Source organism: Pseudomonas sp. NFACC42-2 (genome assembly GCF_900116055.1).
In the GTDB taxonomy this organism is placed as follows: domain Bacteria; phylum Pseudomonadota; class Gammaproteobacteria; order Pseudomonadales; family Pseudomonadaceae; genus Aquipseudomonas; species Aquipseudomonas marginalis.
In genome coordinates, this window is record NZ_FOZO01000004.1 from 13177 (window position 1) to 36750 (window position 23574).

Here is a 23574-nt window from a genome sequence, read left to right on the forward strand (position 1 = left end):
GCTGAAAGCTAACGCGTCTAGGATCGCCCCCAACTGCCGGCAACAGACCGGCTGTACACAACAACAATGGTGATCCCCGATGTCCGTCCGTACCCGCCTGTTCGCCCCAACTCCACCCGTACGCCTCGTGCCCTTCGTTCTGCGCTGACCCCACCCCGGTTCGCCATTCCCTAGCCGCGCTACGCCTGGAGTATTCCTATGCTGACTTTCCTTGGCTTTGCCATGGTCATCACGTTCATGTTCCTGATCATGACCAAGCGCCTGTCCGCGCTGATCGCCCTGATCATCGTGCCTATCCTGTTCGCGCTGTTCGGCGGTTTCGCACCGAAGATCGGCCCGATGATGCTCGAAGGCATTACCAAGCTCGCGCCCACCGGCGTGATGCTGATGTTCGCCATCCTCTATTTTGCCCTGATGATCGACTCCGGCCTGTTCGACCCGGCCGTGCGCAAGATCCTCAAAATGGTCAAGGGCGACCCGCTGAAGGTGTCGGTCGGCACCGCGGTGCTGGCCCTGGTGGTGTCCCTCGACGGTGACGGCGCCACGACCTACATGATTTGCGTGGCCGCCATGCTGCCGCTGTACCAGCGCATCGGCATGAGCCCGCGGATCATGGCCGGCCTGATCATCCTCGCCGGTGGCGTGATGAACATGACCCCCTGGGGCGGCCCGACCGCCCGCGCCGCCAGTGCGCTGCACGTGGACCCCTCGGATATTTTCGTCCCGATGATCCCGGCGATGGCCGCCGGTGTGGTGGCGATCCTGGTGATTGCCTACATGTACGGCAAGCGCGAACGGGCGCGCCTGGGTGAACTGCACCTGCAAGGCGACGAGATCGACCACAGCGAGATCAGCGTGTCGCAATACCCGGACGCCCGCCGTCCGAAGCTGATCTGGTTCAACGGTGCCCTGACCCTGGCCCTGATGTGCACCCTGATCGCCGGCCTGTTGCCGCTGCCGGTGCTGTTCATGGTGGCATTCAGTATCGCGATGATCGTCAACTACCCGTGCCTGCAACAGCAGAAAGACCGCATCGCCGCCCACGCCGGCAGCGTATTGGCGGTGGTCGGGTTGATCTTCGCCGCTGGGATCTTCACCGGCATCCTGTCGGGCACCGGCATGGTCGATGCCATGTCCAAGAGCCTGCTGGCCGTCATTCCGGAAGCCATGGGCCCTTACCTGGCGGTGATCACCGCGCTGGTGAGCATGCCGTTCACCTTCTTCATGTCCAACGATGCGTTCTACTACGGCGTACTGCCAGTACTCGCCGAAGCCGCCAGCCACTACGGCATCACCGCAGTGGAAATGGCCCGCGCCTCGATCGTTGGCCAGCCCGTGCACTTGCTCAGCCCGCTGGTACCGTCGACCTACCTGTTGGTGGCACTGGCCGGTATCGAATTTGGCGATCACCAACGCTTCACCTTGAAGTGGGCAGTACTGGTATGCCTGTGCATAATGTTCGCCGCATTGCTGATGGGGATTTTTCCGCTGTTCAGCACTCTATAATCGTACCGACTCACTCACCGCGCGGCGCTGCAGCTTGCGCGGTTTAACACTTGCTCAAAGGAATACACATGGAATGGCTGACCAATCCGGAAATCTGGATTGCCTTCTTCACCCTGACGGCCCTCGAGATCGTCCTGGGCATCGATAACATCATCATGATTTCGATCCTGGTCAGCCGCATGCCCAAGCATATGCAGGCACGCACCCGGATCTTCGGCCTGGCATTGGCCATGGTCACGCGAATCCTGTTGCTGCTGTCGATCACCTGGGTCATGCGCCTGACCGACGATCTGTTCGTGGTCTTCGGCCAAGGCATTTCCGGCCGCGACCTGATCCTGTTCTTCGGTGGCCTGTTCCTGCTGTGGAAAAGCTCCCAGGAGATGTACCACGCCCTGGAAGGTGAAGACGAAACCCACGACGAACCCAAGGGTGCCGGTGGCAAGTTCATCTACACCATCATCCAGATCGCGATCATCGACATCGTGTTTTCCCTGGACTCGGTGATCACCGCCGTGGGCATGGTCTCCCATGTGCCGGTCATGGTTGCCGCGATCATTGTTGCCGTATTGGTGATGATGCTGGCCGCCGGCACCATCAGCGACTTCATCGACAAGCACCCGTCGCTGAAAATGCTGGCGCTGTCGTTCCTGCTGGTGGTGGGTACCGTACTGATCGCCGAATCCTTCGACGTGCACGTGCCAAAAGGCTACGTCTATTTCGCCATGGCGTTCTCGCTGGCGGTGGAAGCGGTGAACATCAAGATGCGCACCGCCATCGCGAAAAAGAAGAAACAGCAGGACCCTGTGAAACTGCGCAAGGACATTCCGGGTCAATAAACCCGAGCCAGACAAAAAAGGGGCTTTTTATAAGCCCCTTTTTTTCATGCATAAAAAGCTGATTTCATGACAGTTTTGTTTCAATCCCCACTTTAGCTATGCGATGCTGGCGCCGAGCCCATTCGCCAACTACAGCTTAACTACAAGACGTAGAACGGCACGCGGCAATTCTCATTTGCGCCAAATGGCGCACACCCACACGGGGGGCCGAGCATGCTGACCTTGCTCAATCTGCTTTCCGCCGTGACCCTGCTTATCTGGGGCACGCACATCGTCCGTACCGGCATCCTGCGGGTCTACGGTTCCAACCTGCGTCAAGTCATCGGGCAGAACATGTCCAAGCGCTGGCTGGCATTTGTCGCCGGCATCCTGGTGACTGCCATGGTGCAGAGCAGCAACGCCACGGCAATGCTGGTGACCTCCTTTGTCGGCCAGGGCCTGATGGGCCTGGTGCCCGCCCTGGCGACCATGCTCGGCGCCGACGTCGGTACCGCGCTGATGGCGCGGGTGCTGACCTTCGACCTGTCCTGGCTGTCGCCGCTGCTGATCTTTCTCGGGGTGATTTTCTTCCTGTCGCGCAAACAGACGCGGGCAGGGCAGTTGGGCCGGGTCGGGATCGGCCTCGGGCTGATCATCCTCGCGCTGCAATTGATCGTCGAAGCCGCCGGGCCGATTACCCACGCCCAGGGCGTGAAAGTGCTGTTCGCTTCGCTGACCGGCGATATTTTGCTCGATGCCCTGGTCGGCGCCCTGTTCGCGATGATTTCCTACTCCAGCCTCGCCGCTGTCCTGCTGACCGCCACCCTGGCCGGCGCCGGGGTGATCGGCTTGCACGTGGCCATCGGTCTGGTGATCGGCGCCAACATCGGCAGCGGCGTGCTGGCCTTTCTCAGCACCAGCATGCAGAACGCCGCCGGTCGCCAGGTCGCCTTGGGCAGCCTGCTGTACAAACTGATCGGCCTGCTGCTGATTATCCCGGTGCTCGACCCGCTGGTGCTGTGGATGGACGGGCTGGACTACAGCGCCCAAGGCATGGTCATCACCTTCCACCTGCTCTACAACGTCAGCCGTTGCCTGATCCTGCTGCCCACCATCGGCCCCATGGCCAAGCTGTGCGCCTGGTTGCTGCCGGAGCGGGACGAGGTCAACGGCAAGGCCAAACCGCGCCACCTGGACCCCACGGCCCTGACCACACCGAGCCTGGCCCTGGCCAACGCCGCGCGCGAAACCCTGCGCCTGGGTGATCTGATCGACAACATGCTCACCGCCATGCAGGAAGTGCTGCGCGGCAAACAGACAGCCATTACCCAGGAAATACGCAGCCTCAGCGACGATGTCGAGGCACTCTACAGCGCGATCAAACTCTACCTGGCGCAGATGCCCCGCGAAGACCTCAGCGAGCAAGACAGTCGGCGCTGGGCCGAAATCATCGAGCTGTCGATCAACCTGAAACTGGCCGGCGACCTGATCGAACGCATGCTGCGTAAAGTCCAGCAGCAGAAAACCTCCCAACGCCGTCAATTTTCCGAAGTGGGCCTGGAAGAACTCACCGGCCTGCACAGCCAATTGATCGCCAACCTGCGCCTGGGCTTGTCGGTCTTCCTCAGTGCCGACCCGGAAAGCGCGCGCCAATTGCTGCGCGAAAAGCGCCGCTTCCGCGCCCAGGAACGCCGCCTGGCCCATGCCCACGTCAGCCGCCTGCAGCGCAAGATCGTGCAGAGCCTGGAGACCAGTTCCCTGCACCTGGAGCTGATTGCCGACATGAAACGCTTGAACTCGTTGTTTTGCAGCAGTGCTTATGTAGTCTTGGAAACGTCCGACACCGGCGCACTCTCCGCCGAAGATATTGCCGACATCACACATTCGCCCTGAACGTACGATGGCCCGTGAAGTCAGTTAAAGCTGACCTCACTCGCCAGGAAGCTTGTTATGCGTCGCCTGTTGTTCGCTTGCCTGCTCATGGGTTCTGCCCACGTCTTTGCCTTTGACCGCTTGCAGGTTGAGGGCTACACCTTGCCCAACGGCCTGCAATTGCTGCTTAAACCGGGCACCGAGCGCGGCCATGTGGCGATTCGCCTGGTGGTCGGCGTCGGCCTGGACGACTTCAGTTGCGAAGACAAGGAACTGCCGCACCTGCTCGAGCACTTGCTGTTCAGCGGTATCGACGGCGGCGGCGAAGGCGAGCTGGAAGACCGCATGCAAGCCCTGGGTGGCGAGTGGAACGCCTACACCAGCAACGCCGATACGACCTTTGTGATCGAGGCGCCCGCGCAAAACCAGCGCAAGGTGCTCGACCTGCTGTTGGCGATCATCACCCGCACCCAGTTGACCGACGCCAATATCAACGCGGCCAAACAGGTAGTCGAGCGCGAAGACGGCGGTCATTACTCCCACCTGCAACGCCTGCTCGACCGCCAGGACCTGGGTCACACCGCCAGCAATCAACTGGCCATCGAGCTGGGGCTCAAATGCGCCGAGCGTGCCGAGGTCGATCACCTGACCCGCGACCAGCTGGAGACGCTGCGCAAAAATTGGTACGCCCCCAACAACATGACCCTGATCATCGTCGGCGACCTCGACAAACTGCTGCCCGCCTACCTGGAACGCACCTACGGCCAACTCGACCCGATCGAACCCAGTGAGCACCCGGCGCTGCCGCAGATCCAGCACGCCGCCGCCAGCCACCGCGACCTGATCCACGGCTGGGTGGGCGACAGTGCCAAACTGCACTGGCTGTTCCCCGAGCCGGTGCTGGACGACCAGCATGATGAAACCTACGACCTGCTCAAGGATTACCTGGACTGGGCGCTGTACCGCCAACTGCGCCTCAAGCATGGGTTGTCCTACGGCCCCTGGAGCGAGCGCGAAGTGCTCGGCGGCGTTGGCTTCCTCAGCCTGAATGCCGACCTCGAGCGGGACAACCTCCCCGAAGCCGAGCAGGTGCTGCAAGACCTCAAGGCGCAACTGCTCAAGGACGGCCTTGACCCAACGGTATTCGCGCGCCTCAAACAGGCCGCCATCGCCCGCCAGGCCTGGGCCGTGCAGGGCAACAGCGCGCTGGCCGACTATTATTGGAGCGCCTCGGGCGATTACGACAACGGCCACTTCAGCGACCCGGTCAAACGCATCAAGGCCGTGAGCCTCGGGCAGACCAGCCAGGCCATGCGCGAGTTGCTCAAGCAACCGGGTTACTGGCGCATCGAGAAACCACTGCTGAGCTACGACATGCTCAACTGGATCGGCGCCGGCGTCCTCGGGCTGATCGCCATTGCGTTGATCGGCGTGCGCCGTTATCGCAAACGGATCGCGTAATGAGGCACCGAACCCTGGCCTAAGACGTTATTCTGTCTGGGATTTTTTCCTACAAAGACTGCGAACCGCCGAATGCAAAACCTGACCCGCTTAATCACCCGCGTCCTCGAACTGATGAAGCGCTACCCAGGGGTGATTGCACTCGGCGGTTTTATCTCGGGTGTATGCAGCTTCATCCTGGTAGATCGCCAGCAGGGCATGGCCAGTTGGATCGCGGTGATCATGCTGGTGAGCTGGCTGTGGCTGATGCTGGAAAACAGCTTTACCCAGCTGTTCACCAAAGTCTTCAAGCGCGAAATACCCGAACCCCTGCTGCGCTACGCGACCCAGATGATCCACCAGGAAAGTCTGTTCTTCGTGCTGCCGTTCTTTTTCGTCACCACCGCCTGGAACAGCGGCCAATCGGTGTTCACTGGCCTGCTCGGCGCAGCCGCGCTGGTTTCGATCATCGACCCGCTGTACTACAAATGGCTGGCGCCCAAGCGCTCGTTGTTCCTCGCGTTGCACACCCTGACCCTGTTCGCCGCGCTGCTCACTGCGCTGCCGATCATCCTGCACCTGACCACCGCCGAAAGTTACAAGCTCGCCCTCGGCGTCGCCATGGCCTTGTCGATTCCAAGCCTGGCGGTGAGCCTGCCGCTGCGCAGCCTCAAGGGCTGGGCGATGCTGCTGGGGGTAACGGCCATCATTGGCTGCGCGGGCTGGTTCCTGCGCAGTTGGGTGCCGCCGGCCACGTTGTGGATGACAGAAGTGGCGATCAGTACCCAGTTGCAAGACCGCACGCCCGGCGACGACCTCAAGGAAGTCAACGCCAGCCAGCTGCGCAGCACCGGACTCTACGCCTACACCGCGATCAACGCGCCGCGCGGCCTGGATGAGCGCATCTACCACGTGTGGAAATTCAACGGCAAAGAGGTCGACCGCATCGCCCTGGACATCCACGGCGGACGCAAGGAGGGCTACCGCGCCTGGACCCACAAGCAGAACTTCCCGCCCGAAGCGGTAGGGCGCTGGCAAGTCCAGGTGTTGACGGAGGACGGCCAGGTGATCGGCGTGCTGCGTTTTAAAGTGACGGACACAGCACAAACCGACAACCCAAAGTAGGCAGGATCGTGCTATTACGTAGGAATTGTGGATAGCCAGACAAGCTCGGAGCTTATGACCAGTAGTACTACGGCCGGCACAGCCCACCTCGATACGTCCACCGCTCCCCCGTTACTGCGGATTACAGGGGACTGGACGCTTGCCCACTACGCGAACCTGAAGAAGCTGTCGGACAAGCTCGACGGCCAATACGATGCTGGTGCGCGCATCGATCTCAATGGTCTCGGCGCCCTGGATACCGCCGGCGCCTCGCTGCTGGTGGAGCTGCTGGGGCCCACCCGTATCGAACAATCCGCCGAGCAGACCGACTGCAGCCTGTCCGCCGCCGACCGCGCGCTGCTCAAGACCGTCTACCGCTCCCTCAACGATTTTTGCGTGCCGGACAAAGCGCCGGAAGAAGCCACCGGCATTCAGGTGCTGGCGCGTATCGGCGCGGCCGTGGACAAGGTCTGGCAAGACAGCAAGCAACTGCTGGGCTTTATCGGCCTGATCCTCGAAACCTTCGCCCGGGGCATTTTCCGGCCCAAGCGCTGGCGCCTGACGCCGATGGTCGCCCATCTTGAACAGGTCGGCCTCGACGCCGCGCCCATCGTCGCGTTGCTGACCTTTCTGGTGGGTGCCGTCGTGGCGTTCCTCGGCGCTACAGTGCTCAAGAGCTTTGGCGCAACGATCTTTACCGTGGACCTGGTGGCGTTCTCTTTCCTACGGGAATTCGGCGTATTGCTCACCGCCATCCTGATTGCCGGTCGCACCGCCAGCGCCTTTACCGCGCAAATCGGCTCGATGAAGGCCAATGAAGAAATCGACGCCATCCGCACCCTGGGCCTGGACCCGATGGAGTTGCTGGTATTGCCGCGCGTGCTGGCGTTGCTGGTGGCACTGCCGATGCTGACGTTCATGGCGATGCTGGCGGGGATCGTCGGCGGCGGCGTGGTCTGCGCCGTGGCCTTGGACATCTCGCCGGCGATGTTCCTCTCGCTGCTGCAATCGGACATTGGCGTGCAGCACTTCCTGGTCGGCATGGTAAAAGCCCCGTTCTTCGCCTTCCTGATCGCCGCCATCGGCTGCCTGGAAGGCTTCAAGGTCAGCGGCAGCGCCGAATCGGTCGGCGCCCACACCACCTCCAGCGTGGTGCAATCGATCTTTGTGGTGATCGTGCTGGATGCGGTGGCCGCGTTGTTCTTCATGGAGATGGGCTGGTGAGTCGTCTGCACCGTGCGCCCACCGAGGCGGTGATTGAAGTGCGTGGCCTGTGCAATCGCTTTGGCAGCCAACGCGTGCACGAGCATCTCGACCTGGATCTGTACAAGGGCGAAATCCTTGCGGTGGTCGGCGGCTCCGGCAGCGGTAAATCGGTGCTGCTGCGCAGCATCGTCGGCCTGCGCCGGCCCAGTGAAGGCGAAGTGCGGGTGTTCGGTAAGAACCTGCCGAGCCTGCCGGAACATGAACGCTCGCTGGTGGAACGGCGCTTTGGCGTACTGTTCCAGAAGGGCGCGCTGTTCTCCTCGCTGACGGTGACCGAGAACGTCGCGCTGCCGCTGATCGAACATGCCGGGCTCAGCCGCCGTGATGCCGAGCACCTGGCCGCGGTCAAGCTGGCCTTGGCCGGACTGCCGCTGTCGGCGGCCGACAAATACCCGGCCTCGCTGTCCGGCGGCATGATCAAGCGCGCGGCCCTGGCACGCGCCCTGGCGCTGGACCCGGACATCCTGTTCCTCGACGAACCCACCGCCGGCCTCGACCCGATTGGGGCGGCGCAATTCGACCAACTGATCCTGACCCTGCGTGATGCGCTGGGCCTGAGCGTGTTCCTGGTCACCCATGATCTGGACACGCTCTACACCATCACCGACCGCGTGGCGGTGCTAGCGCAGAAGAAGGTGCTGGTGGCCGATGCCATCGATATCGTCTCGGAAACGGACGACGCCTGGATTCACGAATATTTCCACGGCCCCCGTGGCCGCGCGGCTTTGGATGCCGCTCAACCGCTCAACGAGGTATGACATGGAAACCCGAGCCCATCATGTGATGATCGGTCTGTTCAGCGTGATCGTGGTGGTCGGCGCGATGCTGTTTGGCCTGTGGCTGGCCAAATCCAGCGTCGACAGCGCCTTCCAGGATTACGAAGTGATCTTCAACGAAGCGGTCAGCGGTCTGTCCCAGGGCAGCTCGGTGCAATACAGCGGGATCAAGGTCGGCGATGTCATCAGCCTGCGCCTGGATCCCAAGGATCCGCGCCGCGTACTCGCGCGCATTCGCCTGGCCGGCCAGACGCCGATCAAGGAAGACACCCAGGCCAAACTCGCGCTGACCGGCATCACCGGCACCTCGATCATCCAACTCAGCGGCGGCACGCCGCAAAGCCCGGAGCTCAAGGGCAAGGACGGCAACCTGCCGGAGATCATCGCCTCGCCATCGCCGATCGCGCGATTACTCAATAACAGCAACGACCTGATGACCAGCATCAACCTGCTGCTGCACAACGCCAACGACATGTTCTCCGCGCAGAATGTCGAGCGCCTCAGCAACACCCTGGACCATCTGGAACAGACCACCGGCGCGATTGCCGATCAGCGTGGGGATATCAAGGTGGTGATGCAGCAATTGATGCAGGTGAGCAAGCAGGCCGGGGCCGCCCTGGAGCAGACCACGGCACTGATGCGCAACGCCAATGGCCTGCTCAGTGATCAAGGCAAGCAGGTCTTCGGCAGCGCCGAACAGGCGATGAAATCCCTTGAGCAAAGCACCGCCACCATCAATACCTTGCTGACCAACAACAAGGACTCGGTGAACAGCGGCATGCAGGGCCTCAACGAACTGGCGCCGGCCGTGCGTGAACTGCGCGAAACCCTCGGTTCACTGCGCGCCATCTCCCGCCGCCTGGAAGCCAACCCCAGCGGCTACCTGCTGGGCAGCGACAAGAACAAGGAGTTCACGCCATGAAGCGTGCTTACCAAATGATCGCCCCTGTGGCCTTGGCGCTGATCAGCGCCTGTTCGATCCTGCCCAAGGCGGATCCATCGGACGTCTACCGACTGCCTGCGGCCCAGGGCACGACCCAAGGTGCGCCAGTCAACTGGTCGCTGCGCCTGGCCAAGCCGCAGACCAGTGAGTTCCTCGACAGCCCGCGCATCGCCGTGGTGCCCAATGGCGATTTGATCAGCAGCTATGCGAACTCACGCTGGAGCGACCCGGCGCCCGTGCTGCTGCGCAATCGCCTGATGGACGGGTTCCAGCGCGATGGACGCGTGACGCTGTTGAGCACCGACGACACCAACCTGCAGGCCGATTATGAATTGGGCGGGCAGTTGCAGGCGTTTCAGAGCGAGTACCGGGGCAGTGCGGTAGCGGTGGTGATACGCCTCGACGCACGCCTGGTGCGTGGGAGTGATCAGCGGATTATTGCCAGCCGGCGGTTTGAAGTGCAGCAGGCGGTGACTGACACCAAAGTGCCGGCGGTGGTGGCCGGGTTTGGGTTGGCGGGAGATCAGTTGAACAGGCAGGTGGTGGAGTGGGTTGTTCAGCAGGGCAATGGTGCGGTGAAACGCTGAGGGCCTCATCGGGGCCCCCTCCCACATTTGGATCTGTGAACACATTCAGAATGTGGGAGGGGGCTTGCTCCCGATAGCTATCTAAGCCTCAGCCAAAGAACCAGTAGCACACCGCAATCGCCGCCACCACACCGGCGAACTCAGCCAGCAACGCGCAGCCTACGGCATGCCGCGCCCGCTGGATGCCCACCGAACCGAAGTACACCGCCAACACATAAAAGGTGGTTTCCGTACTGCCCTGAATCGTCGCCGCCACCAGCGCCGGGAAGCTGTCCACGCCCTGGGTCTGCATGGTCTCGATCAACATCGCCCGGGCCGCGCTGCCGGAGAAGGGCTTGACCATCGCCGTCGGCAAGGCGTCGACAAAGCGCGTGTCCATGCCCGTCCAAGCCACCACATGGCGAATGCCTTCGAGGCCCAGGTCCAGCGCGCCGGAGGCACGCAACACGCCCACTGCACAGAGCATCGCCACCAGGTACGGCAGCAGGTTCTTGGCGACGTCGAAGCCTTCCTTGGCGCCTTCGACAAATGCTTCGTAGACCTTCACCTTGCGCAGTGCGCCGATCAGCAGGAACAGCATGATCAGGCCGAACAACGTGAGGTTGCCGAGGATCGACGACAACCCGGCCAATGCGGTGGCCGAGAGCGTCGCCAGCAGGGCCATGAACCCACCCAGTACCAATGCGCCTGGAACCAGGTAGGCCAGCACCACCGGGTCCCACAGCCGCAGGCGCTGCATCACCGCCACCGACAGCAGGCCCACCAATGTGGATGCGCTGGTGGCCAGCAGGATCGGCAGGAATACCAGGGTCGGATCGGGCGCACCTTGCTGGGCGCGATACATGAAGATCGTCACCGGCAACAGGGTCAGGGAGGATGCATTGAGCACCAGGAACAGGATCTGCGCGTTAGTCGCCGTGTTAGGGATGGGATTGAGCTCTTGCAGCGCCTTCATGGCCTTCAGGCCGATAGGTGTTGCTGCGTTATCCAGGCCCAAGCCATTGGCGGCAAAGTTGAGGGTGATCAGGCCAATGGCCGGGTGACCGGCCGGCACTTCCGGCATCAGGCGCAGGAACAGCGGGCCCAGGGCCTTGGCCAGCCATTCGACAATCCCGGCTTTTTCGGCGATCCGCAGGAAGCCCAGCCATAACGTCAGGGTGCCGAACAACAGCACCATCACTTCCACCGACAATTTGGCCATGGCGAAAATGCTTTCGACCATCGCCGCGAAAATCCCGGCGTTACCGCCCACCAGCCATTGCGCCAGTGCTGACACCATTGCCACGACAAAGAAGCCAAGCCACAGGCCATTGAGCATCAGTTGAATCCCCCGAAAGATGGGGCGAATGATAGCGGGGCTGGCAGAAACGACAAACCCCGGAATTATCCGAGGTTTGTGTCAGCGCAATCGTACGATCAGCCGCGAGTGATCTCGCCGGCCGGCAGCGCTTCCTTGCTGCGCCAGTGCGGCAGGGAGTTCCAGTAGCGCTCGCCCTTGGCGTCGTCGTACATGCCTTCCCAACGGGAGATGACCAGCACGGCCAGGGCGTTGCCGATCACGTTCAGGGCGGTGCGGGCCATATCCATGATGCGGTCGACACCGGCGATGAACGCCAGGCCTTCCAATGGGATGCCCACGCTCCCCAGGGTGGCCAGCAGCACCACGAAGGATACGCCCGGTACCCCCGCGATGCCTTTGGAGGTGACCATCAGGGTCAGGACCAGCATCAGTTGCTGGCCGATCGACAAGTCGATGCCATACAGCTGGGCGATAAAGATCGCCGCGATGCTCTGGTAAAGGGTCGAACCGTCGAGATTGAACGAGTAGCCGGTCGGTACCACGAAGCTGCAGATGGCCTTCGGCGCGCCGTAGGCTTCCATTTTCTCGATCACACGCGGCAGCACGGTTTCGGAACTGGCGGTGGAGTAGGCCAGCACCAACTCGTCCTTGAAGATGCGCATCACTTTCAGGATCGAGAAGCCAAACAGGCGGGCGATCAGGCCCAGCACCGCAAAGGCGAAGAACAGGATGGCGACGTAAACCAGGATCACCAGCTTGGCCAATGGCAGCAACGAAGCGAAGCCGAAGTTCGCCACCGTCACCGCGATCAGCGCGAATACGCCGATGGGGGCGTACTTCATGATCATGTGGGTGACTTTGAACATGCTCTCGGACACGCCCTGGAACATGGTCACCAGCGGCTCGCGCAGATCCGGCTTGAGGCTCGACAGGCCCAGGCCGAACAGCACGGAGAAGAAGATGATCGGCAGCATCTCGCCACGGGCTACAGCGGCGAAGATGTTAGACGGGATCAGGTTGAGGATGGTCTGGATGAACGCATGCTCATGCTGCACCTCGGCGGCGGTCGCCTGGTACTTGGAAATATCGACGGTACCCAGGGTACTCATGTCGATACCTGCGCCCGGGTGGAACAGATTGGCCAGCAGCAGGCCGACCACGATGGCGATGGTGGTGACCACTTCGAAGTAAAGGATGGTTTTGACGCCGATGCGCCCGAGCTTTTTCGCGTCACCGACACCGGCAATGCCGACGATCAACGAGGAAATCACAATCGGGATCACGATCATCTTGATCAGGCGGATAAAGATATCGCCCGCTGGCTGCAACACATTGCTGATCCACCAGGCCTTTTCAGCACTGAAATGGTTGAGCACTGCGCCGATTGCAATCCCTAGCACCAAACCGATGAGGATCTGCCAGGCGAGGCTTAGCTTTGCCTTCTTCATGTCATTACCCTTACTTCAAGTGAACTTAAGGCAAATGCGCCAGCTGCAACGCTCGAGAGCGAAAAAGTGTGTGCATCTGCCTCCATGGAAGGTCACCGCAGCATGGCCGAAATGGCTTACTGGCAGGCGAAAAAAGGCGCAACTATTCCCATGCAAGGGGACGACGTCTAATGCCGTAAACGCCTACCCCATGCCAAATCGGCATGACTTTTTTTCATAATAACTGTCCGAACGGTCAGTTCAAATGTGACATTTTGTCCGGTGAATATGCCGTGAACCGGCCAATTCAGGCTCGCGCAGAGATTCTGGTCGTCTTGGAGAGGTTGGCAGAAATGCCCGAGAACTCTGCCGTCGAGCGTCGGAAACGTCCTATGGCGCGCGCAAAACTTTCTCGATAGATGGTCGCCCCGACACACTCAGAAATGGTTGGTCGAAAGCAAAATCAGGATTTGCGGCTATGGGCGGCATATGAGGCGGGAATAAGAGTCACAAGCCCGCCGCAAGTTCAGCAAGCCGTGGGCTTGTGAACCTGCGTCGCAGCTTTTCGCCTGACCCGGCCCTTGCGCAGGCACTCCCTGTGCCCGTAGGTCACGCCGATCCCGATTGATCAGAGCAACCCGGCCCCCTGGTCATGCATCACCCTTGGCGGGCAATGCAGACAGAAAGAAGCGCGGGGCTTCTTTCCATGGACGCTGATTGCGCAGACGACAGACGCGTCAGACGCAACCTAGTACCAATTCGGATCTTTCTTCAGCTGCTCCATGAGCAGCTTTTGCATGCCTTCGTCCGGCTTACCGATAAACCGGTAATCGGCGTGCCGCGTCGGGGACTTGTCCGCCGGCAAACCGGCCGGGACTTCCACCAACATGGCGTAGGCATCTTCCTTGTCGAGGCTGAAGGCGACGATCAGGCGCTTTTGAAGGCATGTATCCGCAGTTTCGCAGAGCGGCCCCACCAGGTACTTGTCGCCATCTTCTTCCACGGCATTCATTTGCTCGGCCGTGCCCGACAGGTTCATCACCCATTCCGGCAGGCGCTCTTCTTTCTTCACCACGCCTTGCCAGGTCTCGCGGTATTGCGGATCCGCACTGAGCAATTCGTTGGCTCGGGATTGGCCGTCGTTGGCGGCCATCGCCAAGCCGCTGCCGCCCAAGAGCAGGGCGGCAGCAATGGCTTTGAGGGACAAAGTGGTCATATTCAGCCTCGGCCGCGACGACCAAAGAAGAACGAAGCAATGAACATCACCAGGAAGACGACAAAGAGAATCTTGGCGATACCCGTGGCGGTGCCCGCGATACCACCGAAGCCCAGGACTGCAGCCACAATGGCGATGATCAGAAATGTGATTGCCCAACTCAACATGGTGATTCTCCTTACGCTTCTTTAAGAGGTAACAGCGGTAGTGCCGGACGGGCGCTCGACATCAAGCGACCGACGTTCTTGCTTAAAACACCCAACGCTCTTGAGTCGGCAGCTCGCCCAGGGTGGAATCCTGGTCGGCCACACGCAATTGCGGGGCGGTTACATCGGCGCTACGGGTGCCAATGGAACTGAAATGGGTCTGGGTCGTTACCGGACGGTCGAACGACGGGACTTGCTGCGGACTCTGCTGCCATTGCTGCAACTGCTGGCCTGCAATCAGCGTGACCATCAGGGCCAGGCTGGCAAACAGCCCTTGTTGCAAGCGCAGTGGCGATACACGCAGTTGGCTGAGGCTTTGGCGAGTCATGCTGCATTTCTCCCGCATTCTGATTATTCGTTGGGATAGCTATTGCAGAGCGCATGCCAGCTTTTTTATAAAATAAAATCCAATTAAATCAATGAGTTAAATATATGCATTAGGTCAATCGCCCAGCATCCTGCACGATGCCCCCCACTACGCCGTGCGAAATGCACGATGGTCAGTGGTCGGATGAAGGGATAGAAAGCACAGAGGGAGTTGCCGAAAGGGAAGACAGCATGAAAACGCTATCAGGCGGGACTTCGTAGGAAGCAGCGCAGATAGCTGCACGACATCGCCTTTTATCGATCAGAATAAACCATGCAACTTGCCCGATTATTCCGGGACTAAACACCATCATTTATATAGTTAAGGAGCGCGGGACAGATGGAATCAGCCAAGGAACTTCAAGGCCGCATTCTTTTAGTGGATGACGAGTCCGCGATCCTCCGCACCTTCCGTTATTGCCTGGAAGATGAAGGCTACACCGTCGCCACCGCCAACAGCGCCGCCCAGGCCGATGCCCTGATGCAACGCCAGGTGTTCGACCTGTGCTTCCTGGACCTGCGCCTGGGTGAGGACGATGGCCTGGTGGTATTGGCCCAGATGCGTATCCAGGCACCGTGGATGCGCGTGGTGATCGTGACCGCCCATTCCGCCGTGGATACCGCCGTGGACGCGATCCAGGCCGGTGCCGCCGATTACCTGGTCAAGCCTTGCAGCCCCGACCAACTTCGCCTGGCCACCGCCAAGCAGCTGGAAGTACGCCAACTTTCCGCGCGCCTGGAAGCATTGGAAGGCGCCGTACGCCAGCAGAAAGACGGCCTCGACTCCCACAGCCCGTCAATGATGGTTGTGCTGGAAACCGCACGCCAGGTGGCAGGCACCGATGCCAACATCCTGATCCTCGGCGAATCAGGCACGGGTAAAGGCGAATTGGCCCGGGCCATACACGGCTGGAGCAAGCGCTCGAAGAAATCCTGCGTGACTATCAATTGTCCGTCGCTGACGGCAGAACTGATGGAAAGCGAGCTGTTCGGCCATAGCCGTGGCGCCTTTACCGGCGCCAGTGAGAGCACGTTGGGCCGGGTCAACCAGGCGGACGGCGGTACTCTGTTTCTCGACGAGATCGGCGACTTTCCCCTCACTCTGCAACCCAAGTTGCTGCGATTTATCCAGGACAAGGAGTATGAGCGCGTGGGCGACCCGGTCACCCGTCGCGCCGATGTGCGCATCCTGGCCGCCACCAACCTGAACCTGGAAGACATGGTGCGCGACGGCCGCTTCCGTGAAGATTTGCTGTATCGCCTCAACGTCATCACCTTGCACCTGCCACCGCTGCGCGAGCGCAGTGAAGACATCCTCACCCTGGCAGACCGTTTCCTGGCGCGCTTCGTCAAGGAATACGCCCGCCCGGCGCGAGGATTCAGTGATCAGGCGCGCGAAGCGCTGCTCAACTATCGCTGGCCAGGCAATATCCGCGAACTGCGCAACGTGGTGGAACGCGCCAGCATCATCTGCCCACAGGAAAAGGTCGAAATCATCCACCTCGGCATGGCCGAGCAACCGACCAATAACGCCCCACGCATTGGCGCGGCGCTGAGCCTGGACGAGCTGGAAAAAGCCCATATCGGCGCCGTACTGGCCACCAGCGATACCCTGGACCAGGCCGCCCGCACCCTCGGCATCGACGCGTCGACCCTGTACCGCAAACGCAAACAGTACAACCTGTGAGCTGCACCCTATGAAGCTAGCGATGAAACTGCGCACTCGATTGTTCCTGAGTATCTCAGCGCTGATCACCGTCGCCCTGCTGGGTCTGATCCTGGGTCTGGTCAGCGTCATGCAAATGGCCAAGACCCAGGAGTCCCTGATTCGCAGCAACTTCGTCACGCTGGACCTGGGGCTCAAACTGCGCCAAAGCCTGGGCGACCAATTGATCATGATGCTGGAACATCGCCCCGATCCGCAGGCATTGCAAAGCTCCAAGCAGCATTACTTCGACCTGCTGGACCAAGGCATCGCCCATGAGCAACGCGACGGCCATAACCACGGTTTCAGCCAGGCGCGAGCCCAATACCAGGACCTGCTGGACGCCTTCGAGCAATCCCAGCAGGCGTCGCCACCACCGGGCAGCAAGGAAAAACTCACCGAAACCTTCAATGTGCTGCGCAACGGGCTGATTGCCGAACATAAACAGGCCCTGGAAAACATCAGCGCCAGCGAGCATAAATCCCGCGCACGCGCCTTGCTGATCGCCGGTTTGCTGGGGTTGGTGGGCCTTGCAGTGCTGATCATCGGATTTGTCACGGCCCATGGCATCGCCCGGCGATTTGGCGGCCCGATCGAAGCGCTGGCAAAAGCAGCGGACAAGATCGGCCAGGGCGATTTTGAAGTGACGCTACCGATCTCTTCGGCAGCGGAAATGAACCTGTTGACCCGCCGCTTCGGCCTTATGGCCGAGGCGGTGCGCGAGCATCAGGCGACTAATGTTGACGAGTTGCTGGCCGGCCAGCAGCGCCTGCAAGCCGTGCTCGACAGCATCGACGACGGCCTGCTGATGATTGACCGCCAAGGCCGCCTGGAGCATCTCAATCCGGTTGCACAGCGCCAGTTGGGCTGGGACGAGGAACGCCTCGGCCAAGGCCTTGGCGAAGCCCTGGTGCGCCCGGAGTTGGATGAACAACTGCAACTGGTGTTGCGCGGCGGCAATCTGGAGCGCGCGCCGGAGGATCTGGAAGTCGAAGTCGAGGGCGAACTGCGCCTGCTGACCTACAGCCTCACCCCCGTCAGCCATACCCAGGGACATATCCTTGGGGCGGTGATGGTGCTGCACGACGTCACCGAACAGCGCGCCTTCGAACGGGTACGCAGCGAATTCGTCTTGCGCGCCTCCCATGAACTGCGCACGCCGGTGACCGGCATGCATATGGCGTTCGGCCTGTTCCGTGAACGCGCGAAGTTCCCGCCGGAATCCCGTGAAGCGGACCTGCTGGATACGGTCAATGAAGAAATGCAGCGCCTGATGCAGTTGATCAACGACCTGCTCAATTTCTCGCGCTACCAGAATGGCCTGCAGAAACTCACCTTGGGCCCCTGCGACGTGACCGATCTGCTCGAACACGCCCGCGCGCGCTTTGCGGAGCCCGCCAATGCGCAACACATCGAACTGCTGGTAGAAGTGCAATCCGATCTGCCACGGCTGTATGCCGACCAGGCGCAATTGGAACGGGTGCTCGACAACCTGCTGGGCAATGCCCTGCGTCATACCGCCGACGGTGGGCAAATTCGCCTGCAGGCGCGACGTCATGGCGAGCGGGTGATTATCAGCGTCGAAGACAACGGCGAAGGTATCGCTTATGGCCAGCAAGGGCGCATCTTCGAACCCTTTGTCCAGGTTGGGCGCAAGAAGGGCGGCGCCGGCCTGGGGCTGGCGCTGTGCAAGGAGATCGTGCAATTGCACGGCGGCCGCATGGGGGTTTATTCGCGGCCGGGGCAGGGCACCCAGTTCTATATGGCGCTGCCCTTGTAGGCGCCAGCTTAGCGCCGGTTCAGGGCACGCAGGATGGCAGCACTTTCGGCATCCGGCACGCCATCGAACCGGGATGGCCGGAAGCGCATCTGGAACGCCGCGATCACATGGCGCGTGGCGACATCCAACTCACCCGTCTGGGGTGTCGGGTAACCGAGGAGCGCCAATTCTTCCTGGAACCAGGTGATGCTCGGCAATTCAGCGGCGTACTGCACCTGGAAACGGGCGACAGCCTGGGCATCCGGCCACACACTCAGGCCTTCATCGGCCAGGCGCTTCCAGGGGAACAGCGGCCCCGGATCGAGCTTGCGCAGGGGTGCGATATCGCTATGGCCGATGATGTTCCTGGGATCGATGCCATTGCGCTTGCTGATGTCCTTGAGCAGCACCACCAGCGATTTCACCTGGGCCTCGGAGTAGGGGTACCACAAGCGGCCTGTGGGGGTGTCCTTGTAGCCAGGGTTTACGATCTCGATGCCGATGGAGCTGGAGTTGAGCCAGGTACGCCCCATCCACTCGCTTTCTCCCGCATGCCATGCACGTTGGCTCTCATCCACCAGCTTGTAGATGGTGGCGCCGGCGTCGTCACCGATCAGGTAATGAGCGCTGACCTGGCCGTGGGTCAGCAGGGCGAGGGAACGCTCAAGATTGGTGGAGGTGTAGTGCACGACCACGAACTGTACGCGATTGTCGTGGTTCGCCGAAGGGTGGCGGGTGTCCAGGCGCGGACCACTGGCGCAACCGGCGAGCAGAAGAAATACACAGGCGAAGTACAAGGATTTCATGGCGGAAGACAGTACGCTGAAGACGATAATGCAACAGTGTAACGTACCGTTTGTGGCCAGCGGTCAAATTACACGATGGAACGCCTTTTACGCCGCCTGCACCTGATTACGCCCAGCCGCCTTGGCTCGATACAACGCCTCGTCGGCCCGCTTGAGTGCCAGCTCGCTGCGCTCACTCGGCTGCAGTTGCGCCACGCCCATGGACACGGTAATCGTCACCGGCTCGCCTTTGAAGTGGAACGGGCAGGCGGCAATCGCGGCACGCAGTACTTCCCCCACTGCCAGGGCATCCGACAGGGACGAGTCAGGCATCAGCAACACAAACTCCTCACCGCCAAACCGCGCGATAAAGTCATTGGGGCGCAGGCGCTTGCGCAGGACGTTGGCGATGATTTTCAGCACCTTGTCACCCGCCAGATGGCCGTAGCCATCGTTGATGCGCTTGAAGTGATCCAGGTCCAACATCGCCAGCGACAGGCTATTGCCACGCTGGTGCCAGGCATTGACCTCATGGTCCAGACGCTCGCTCCAGGCCGCACGGTTAGGCAAACCGGTGAGCGGATCGACCAGGGCCTTCTGGCGTTGCACCTCCAGGTGCTCACGGTAACCCTGGGCTTCCTGCTCCATATTGGCGACCCGCTCGGCCAGGCCTTTCAGGCGCGCCGCCACTTCCTGCTCGCGCTGATCACGTTGTTGCTGGTGCTCGTCCATGGTCCCGAGCAAACCCTCCAGATGGCTTTCGAGCACCTGCTTGAGGCTGTCCAGGTCCGCGGCTTCCTGGACACTGCTTTGCAGGCCGTCGACCTGTTCGCGAATCTGCGTGTCCAACTCCCTGGCAGCGGAGCGGCTGTCGGCATGGCCGTCGCTGGCCACCTGCAGATGGCCCTGGAAGGCTTCAAGGCGTTCGTTGAGCTGTTTGAGGTAAGCCTCAAACTCGTGCTGGCCGCTGTCGGTGATCGCCAGCATCAGCACCGCCAGGTCATCGAGGATCGGCAGCAATTCGTACCAATTCAAGCCGTGGGCCAAGCGCTCACGCATGGCTTCGGCCTGGGGCCGATGGCGCTCGGGGAGGGCCAGCTCCTCCAGCAGGCCGATCAGGGTGTCTTCGATGTGCTTGGCCACGGAGCTATACGATGGCTCCGGTGAATCCGGCAGGGAGTAGAGGCCATCCGATTGAAGTTCATCGGGGTCCGGTTCTTCGACGTCAAGAACCGGAGGGAACGAGAGGCTGCCGATCACCGTCTCCTGCGGCGCCTCGACGGCAACCTGCGGCGCTTCGATAAAAGCGGCGAGAGCACTCTCGGTGCTGGGCTCTTGCAACTGTGGCTCGGGCTCCCCGGGCTCGACAGGTGCTGGAGAAGCGTCGACAGGCGCAGCCACTGCGGCCCTTTGAACAGGCGCCTCGTACACAAACTTTTCACTGGCGACATCGGCAGCCTTGGCGGGCGCTGTGGCTTCAGGCTGCGCGGCAAGCGGCGCCTGAGACGGCGGCGCAAAGGCTCGCAACGCGTGCGTCAACTCGTCGGACTGTTCGGGCTCCTGGGGCTCGGCGGCGGGCTTGGAGGCAACAGGGGCCGGCGGCGGACTGGGGATGGGCTCGCTGGCCGGCGCCTCGCTCGAAGCGTCCTTGGCACCAAACAGGCGTTGCAACAAACCCGGCCCGGGACGCACGGTTTCACCGTCCGGCTCCAGATTATCCAGCGCCTGCCCTTGCAGGCTGCTCAACTCGCTGAGCAACAAGGGAATCTCACGCGCCTGGCTGACGCGGCCATCCAACTGCTTGGCGAAGGCTTTCAGCGGACGGGCGACCTCACGGGGCAGCGGCAGCTTTTGCAACTGCGTGACCAGGGAGGTCAGTGCGGTGCTCATCTGGTCGATCCGGGTTTCGCGGCGTTGCTCCGAATCCAGTACCGCCTTCTCCAGGCGCGGCAGCAAAGCGGCGAGGGCGGCATCCATATCGTCGGTACGCACGACGTCGCGCATTTCCTTCATGCATTGGTCAACCGCGCGGTCGGTGCCTTCCGCCGCCAGTGTGCTGCGCACCAGCCCACGACGCAGCAGGTCGAGGCGAGCAGTCCAACGGCGTTCGAGCTTTTCTTGTTGCTCGATGCTTAACAGGTATTTCTCTTTCCAGCGCTGGGCGTCGTCGCTCATGCAAGGGGTCCGCGAGGGCCGGGGCTCAACGCGGGCAATGCATCAGCCGTGAGCGAACCCGGCAGACGAATCTCTACCGCGACCGGCAGGTGATCGGAGATGGGCTGCGCCAATACCTGCACACTCTCGAGTGTGAGGGTCGGGCTGAGCAGGATATGGTCAAGACAGCGTTGCGGGCGCCAGCTGGGGAACGTGGCTTCGACTTGCGGCGCCAGTAGCCCGAGGTCACGCAACGGGGAATTCAGCAGGAGGTCGTTCGCATGGGTGTTCATGTCACCCATCAACACCTGATGCTTGTAGTTGCCAATCAGGTCGCGCACGTAGGCCAACTGCAGGTTGCGCGTACGCCCCCCGAGCGCCAGGTGCATCATCACCACCACCAAGGCCTCAGGCCCTTCGCCAAAACGCACGAGAATCGCCCCGCGCCCCTTGGGGCCCGGCAATGGGTGATCTTCGATGGAGGTGGGCTTCAAACGGCTGAGCACACCATTACTGTGCTGCGCCAGACGCCCGAGGTTGCGATTGAGCTGCTGATACCAGTAGGGGAAGGCCCCGAGGTGCGCCAGGTGTTCGACCTGATTGATATAGCCGGAACGCATGCTGCCGCCGTCGGCCTCCTGCAGGGCGACCAGGTCGAAATCATTCAACAGGTCGCCGATCTTCTGCAGGTTACCGGCCCGGCCGTTGTGGGGCAGCAAATGCTGCCAGCCACGGGTGAGGTAGTGCCGGTACTTCTCGGTGCTGTTGCCCACCTGGATATTGAAGCTGAGCAGGCGCAGGCGGTTGTCTGCCGGCAAACCTGTGGACTCCAGGTGATGTTCGTTGACCTGCGGTTCACGCAGGCCAACCACACGTTCAGTACCCCAGCGGCGCATGAGGAGCCCCTTACTTGGCTGCGCGTTCTTTGGCGATCAACTGGTCGGCAACGTTGAGGGTCGCTTCAGGACCACCGGTGGTGCCCAGGTCGAAACGGTACTTGCCGTTGACAATCATGGTCGGTACGCCTTGCACGCCGTACTTCTGCGCCAGCTCCTTGGCCTGTTTGATCTGGCCCTGGATGGCGAAGGAGTTGAAGGTGGCCAGGAACTTGTCCTTGTCGACGCCTTGGGTAGCAATGAAGTCAGCCATTTCGTCCGGCTTGGTCAGGCGCTTGCCTTGTTTCTGGATGGCGTCGAATACCGCGTTGTGGACCTTGTGCTCCACACCCATGGCTTCCAGGGTCAGGAACAGTTGGCCGTGGGCATCCCATGGGCCGCCGAACATGGCGGGGATGCGCTTGAAGTTCACGTCCTTGGGCAGCTTCTCGACCCATGGGTTGATGACCGGCTCAAAAGCGTAGCAATGCGGGCAGCCGTACCAGAACAGCTCCACCACCTCGATCTTGCCCGGTACCGAAACCGGCACTGGGTTGGCCAATTCAACGTAGGTTTTACCGGCTTCAAGCGGCACATCGGCAGCTTGCGCGGTCATGCCGAAGAGGCTGGCAGTGACGAGAGCGGCGCTGAGGATCAGATTACGCATGCTTTACTCCTGGACAAATAAAGTCGCCTCACGCGACCTTTGTTGTGACAGGTCTACGCGGGCATGAGTTCGTTAGTGTAACGGCAGCGGCCACAAAAAAGGGCGGCCTCAGCCACCCTTTTTATGCTTGCATCGATGGATTAATCGAGCGTTAACGTTGCCGGGGCACTTAGTGCAGGCCCTGGATGTAGCTGGAGACGGCGGCGATGTCCTCGTCACTCAGCTTGCGAGCGATGGTGCGCATGATTGCCGCGTCGCCATCATTGGCTCGCCCTGCCTCTTCCTTACGGAAATCGGTCAGTTGCTTGGCAATGTAAGTGGCGTGCTGGCCGCTCAGGTGCGGGAAGCCGGCGGCGGCTATGCCCGCGCCATTGGGCGAGTGGCAACCGGTGCAGGCAGGCAGGCCTTTATCCAGGTCACCGCCGCGGAACAGTTTCTCACCACGGGCCACCAGTTTCGGATCAGCAGCTCCCACACTGCCTTTCTGGCTGGCAAAATAAGCCGCGAGGTCTGCCAGGTCCTGATCACTGAGGTTGGTCAGCAGGCCGGTCATTTCCAGGACCGTGCGCTTGCCATCCTTGATGTCGTGCATCTGCTTGGTCAGGTAACGCTCACCCTGGCCGGCCAATTTGGGGAAGTTCGGTGCCGGGCTGTTACCATCCGGCCCATGGCAGGCACCACATACGGCGGCTTTCGCTTGACCGGCAGTGGCATCACCTTTAAGGGGGCCCTCTGCGGCGACGGCAACACCGGTGATGCCCAAGGTCAACAGCAGACTCACGATCAGTTTGTTCATCAGCTAATC

General features: G+C 61.3%; 21 protein-coding genes. 11 read left to right on the top strand and 10 right to left on the bottom strand.

Annotated elements, in window-relative coordinates:
• Positions 1 to 198: 198 nt before the first annotated feature.
• From BM416_RS10870 to BM416_RS10910, 9 genes are all read left to right on the top strand, one after another.
• Positions 199 to 1506 (top strand): CitMHS family transporter, encoded by a 1308-nt coding sequence (locus tag BM416_RS10870; protein WP_092488081.1) that lies wholly within the window; start codon positions 199 to 201, stop codon positions 1504 to 1506.
• A gap of 68 nt (positions 1507 to 1574) precedes the next feature.
• Complete coding sequence (locus BM416_RS10875) at positions 1575 to 2342, top strand: TerC family protein (protein ID WP_027608010.1); 768 nt, start codon at positions 1575 to 1577, stop codon at positions 2340 to 2342.
• Between the two features lie 213 nt (positions 2343 to 2555).
• Positions 2556 to 4214 carry a Na/Pi cotransporter family protein gene (locus BM416_RS10880; RefSeq protein ID WP_092488084.1) on the top strand — a complete coding sequence of 553 codons (1659 nt, stop codon included), beginning with the start codon at positions 2556 to 2558 and terminating at the stop codon, positions 4212 to 4214.
• A gap of 57 nt (positions 4215 to 4271) precedes the next feature.
• Complete coding sequence (locus tag BM416_RS10885) at positions 4272 to 5654, top strand: M16 family metallopeptidase (RefSeq protein WP_092488087.1); 1383 nt, start codon at positions 4272 to 4274, stop codon at positions 5652 to 5654.
• Positions 5655 to 5726: 72 nt separating this feature from the next.
• Entirely contained in the window at positions 5727 to 6758 is a 1032-nt protein-coding gene (locus BM416_RS10890) for a DUF5924 family protein (protein WP_092488089.1), read from the top strand.
• Positions 6759 to 6812: 54 nt separating this feature from the next.
• Positions 6813 to 7961 carry an ABC transporter permease gene (locus tag BM416_RS10895; protein WP_027608014.1) on the top strand — a complete coding sequence of 383 codons (1149 nt, stop codon included), beginning with the start codon at positions 6813 to 6815 and terminating at the stop codon, positions 7959 to 7961.
• Positions 7958 to 8761, top strand: a complete 804-nt coding sequence (locus BM416_RS10900) for an ABC transporter ATP-binding protein (RefSeq protein WP_065937854.1) — start codon at positions 7958 to 7960, stop codon at positions 8759 to 8761. Before BM416_RS10895 ends, BM416_RS10900 begins: the two co-directional genes overlap by 4 nt.
• A gap of 1 nt (position 8762) precedes the next feature.
• Positions 8763 to 9701, top strand: coding sequence for an MlaD family protein (locus BM416_RS10905; protein ID WP_027608016.1), 939 nt, complete (start codon positions 8763 to 8765; stop codon positions 9699 to 9701).
• A complete protein-coding gene (locus tag BM416_RS10910; protein WP_092488091.1) occupies positions 9698 to 10309 on the top strand; it encodes an ABC-type transport auxiliary lipoprotein family protein in 612 nt (203 codons plus the stop codon). Before BM416_RS10905 ends, BM416_RS10910 begins: the two co-directional genes overlap by 4 nt.
• 88 nt (positions 10310 to 10397) lie before the next feature.
• Here the strand turns inward: BM416_RS10910 and BM416_RS10915 are convergent, their stop codons facing one another.
• From BM416_RS10915 to BM416_RS10935, 5 genes are all read right to left on the bottom strand, one after another.
• Positions 10398 to 11627: a nucleoside recognition domain-containing protein gene (locus BM416_RS10915; RefSeq protein WP_027608018.1), complete on the bottom strand. Its 1230-nt coding sequence runs from the start codon at positions 11625 to 11627 to the stop codon at positions 10398 to 10400.
• Positions 11628 to 11725: 98 nt separating this feature from the next.
• Positions 11726 to 13057, bottom strand: coding sequence for a glutamate/aspartate:proton symporter GltP (gltP, locus tag BM416_RS10920; protein ID WP_092488092.1), 1332 nt, complete (start codon positions 13055 to 13057; stop codon positions 11726 to 11728).
• Between the two features lie 727 nt (positions 13058 to 13784).
• On the bottom strand, positions 13785 to 14252 hold the full coding sequence (locus BM416_RS10925) for an inhibitor of vertebrate lysozyme family protein (protein ID WP_027608020.1): 468 nt from the start codon (positions 14250 to 14252) through the stop codon (positions 13785 to 13787).
• A 2-nt stretch (positions 14253 to 14254) separates the two neighbouring features.
• On the bottom strand, positions 14255 to 14419 hold the full coding sequence (locus BM416_RS10930) for a DUF1328 domain-containing protein (RefSeq protein WP_003170804.1): 165 nt from the start codon (positions 14417 to 14419) through the stop codon (positions 14255 to 14257).
• A gap of 82 nt (positions 14420 to 14501) precedes the next feature.
• On the bottom strand, positions 14502 to 14786 hold the full coding sequence (locus BM416_RS10935; RefSeq protein ID WP_092488093.1) for a hypothetical protein: 285 nt from the start codon (positions 14784 to 14786) through the stop codon (positions 14502 to 14504).
• A gap of 378 nt (positions 14787 to 15164) precedes the next feature.
• Here BM416_RS10935 and algB point away from each other — a divergent pair, with 378 nt between their 5' ends.
• A complete protein-coding gene (algB, locus tag BM416_RS10940; RefSeq protein ID WP_092488094.1) occupies positions 15165 to 16511 on the top strand; it encodes a sigma-54-dependent response regulator transcription factor AlgB in 1347 nt (448 codons plus the stop codon).
• 10 nt (positions 16512 to 16521) lie between these two features.
• Positions 16522 to 18309, top strand: coding sequence for a KinB sensor domain-containing domain (locus BM416_RS10945; RefSeq protein WP_092488095.1), 1788 nt, complete (start codon positions 16522 to 16524; stop codon positions 18307 to 18309).
• Between the two features lie 8 nt (positions 18310 to 18317).
• Here the strand turns inward: BM416_RS10945 and BM416_RS10950 are convergent, their stop codons facing one another.
• From BM416_RS10950 to BM416_RS10970, 5 genes are all read right to left on the bottom strand, one after another.
• Positions 18318 to 19094 carry an N-acetylmuramoyl-L-alanine amidase gene (locus tag BM416_RS10950; protein WP_027608024.1) on the bottom strand — a complete coding sequence of 259 codons (777 nt, stop codon included), beginning with the start codon at positions 19092 to 19094 and terminating at the stop codon, positions 18318 to 18320.
• Between the two features lie 87 nt (positions 19095 to 19181).
• Positions 19182 to 21248 carry a GGDEF domain-containing protein gene (locus BM416_RS10955; RefSeq protein WP_092488096.1) on the bottom strand — a complete coding sequence of 689 codons (2067 nt, stop codon included), beginning with the start codon at positions 21246 to 21248 and terminating at the stop codon, positions 19182 to 19184.
• A complete protein-coding gene (locus tag BM416_RS10960; RefSeq protein WP_027608026.1) occupies positions 21245 to 22123 on the bottom strand; it encodes an endonuclease/exonuclease/phosphatase family protein in 879 nt (292 codons plus the stop codon). Before BM416_RS10960 ends, BM416_RS10955 begins: the two co-directional genes overlap by 4 nt.
• 10 nt (positions 22124 to 22133) lie before the next feature.
• Positions 22134 to 22769 (bottom strand): thiol:disulfide interchange protein DsbA, encoded by a 636-nt coding sequence (dsbA, locus tag BM416_RS10965; protein ID WP_027608027.1) that lies wholly within the window; start codon positions 22767 to 22769, stop codon positions 22134 to 22136.
• A 169-nt stretch (positions 22770 to 22938) separates the two neighbouring features.
• Entirely contained in the window at positions 22939 to 23565 is a 627-nt protein-coding gene (locus BM416_RS10970) for a c-type cytochrome (protein ID WP_065926859.1), read from the bottom strand.
• Between the last annotated feature and the right edge of the window lie 9 nt (positions 23566 to 23574).

Excerpts from the sequence above, each read along its gene's own strand:
- BM416_RS10870 (WP_092488081.1), top strand. The coding sequence starts at position 199 with ATGCTGACTTTCCTTGGCTTTGCCATGGTCATCACGTTCATGTTCCTG.
- BM416_RS10875 (WP_027608010.1), top strand. The coding sequence starts at position 1,575 with ATGGAATGGCTGACCAATCCGGAAATCTGGATTGCCTTCTTCACCCTG.
- BM416_RS10880 (WP_092488084.1), top strand. The coding sequence starts at position 2,556 with ATGCTGACCTTGCTCAATCTGCTTTCCGCCGTGACCCTGCTTATCTGG.
- BM416_RS10885 (WP_092488087.1), top strand. The coding sequence starts at position 4,272 with ATGCGTCGCCTGTTGTTCGCTTGCCTGCTCATGGGTTCTGCCCACGTC.
- BM416_RS10890 (WP_092488089.1), top strand. The coding sequence starts at position 5,727 with ATGCAAAACCTGACCCGCTTAATCACCCGCGTCCTCGAACTGATGAAG.
- BM416_RS10895 (WP_027608014.1), top strand. The coding sequence starts at position 6,813 with ATGACCAGTAGTACTACGGCCGGCACAGCCCACCTCGATACGTCCACC.
- BM416_RS10905 (WP_027608016.1), top strand. The coding sequence starts at position 8,763 with ATGGAAACCCGAGCCCATCATGTGATGATCGGTCTGTTCAGCGTGATC.
- BM416_RS10910 (WP_092488091.1), top strand. The coding sequence starts at position 9,698 with ATGAAGCGTGCTTACCAAATGATCGCCCCTGTGGCCTTGGCGCTGATC.
- BM416_RS10915 (WP_027608018.1), bottom strand. The coding sequence starts at position 11,627 with ATGCTCAATGGCCTGTGGCTTGGCTTCTTTGTCGTGGCAATGGTGTCA.
- gltP (WP_092488092.1), bottom strand. The coding sequence starts at position 13,057 with ATGAAGAAGGCAAAGCTAAGCCTCGCCTGGCAGATCCTCATCGGTTTG.
- BM416_RS10925 (WP_027608020.1), bottom strand. The coding sequence starts at position 14,252 with ATGACCACTTTGTCCCTCAAAGCCATTGCTGCCGCCCTGCTCTTGGGC.
- BM416_RS10930 (WP_003170804.1), bottom strand. The coding sequence starts at position 14,419 with ATGTTGAGTTGGGCAATCACATTTCTGATCATCGCCATTGTGGCTGCA.
- BM416_RS10935 (WP_092488093.1), bottom strand. The coding sequence starts at position 14,786 with ATGACTCGCCAAAGCCTCAGCCAACTGCGTGTATCGCCACTGCGCTTG.
- algB (WP_092488094.1), top strand. The coding sequence starts at position 15,165 with ATGGAATCAGCCAAGGAACTTCAAGGCCGCATTCTTTTAGTGGATGAC.
- BM416_RS10945 (WP_092488095.1), top strand. The coding sequence starts at position 16,522 with ATGAAGCTAGCGATGAAACTGCGCACTCGATTGTTCCTGAGTATCTCA.
- BM416_RS10950 (WP_027608024.1), bottom strand. The coding sequence starts at position 19,094 with ATGAAATCCTTGTACTTCGCCTGTGTATTTCTTCTGCTCGCCGGTTGC.
- BM416_RS10955 (WP_092488096.1), bottom strand. The coding sequence starts at position 21,248 with ATGAGCGACGACGCCCAGCGCTGGAAAGAGAAATACCTGTTAAGCATC.
- BM416_RS10960 (WP_027608026.1), bottom strand. The coding sequence starts at position 22,123 with ATGCGCCGCTGGGGTACTGAACGTGTGGTTGGCCTGCGTGAACCGCAG.
- dsbA (WP_027608027.1), bottom strand. The coding sequence starts at position 22,769 with ATGCGTAATCTGATCCTCAGCGCCGCTCTCGTCACTGCCAGCCTCTTC.
- BM416_RS10970 (WP_065926859.1), bottom strand. The coding sequence starts at position 23,565 with ATGAACAAACTGATCGTGAGTCTGCTGTTGACCTTGGGCATCACCGGT.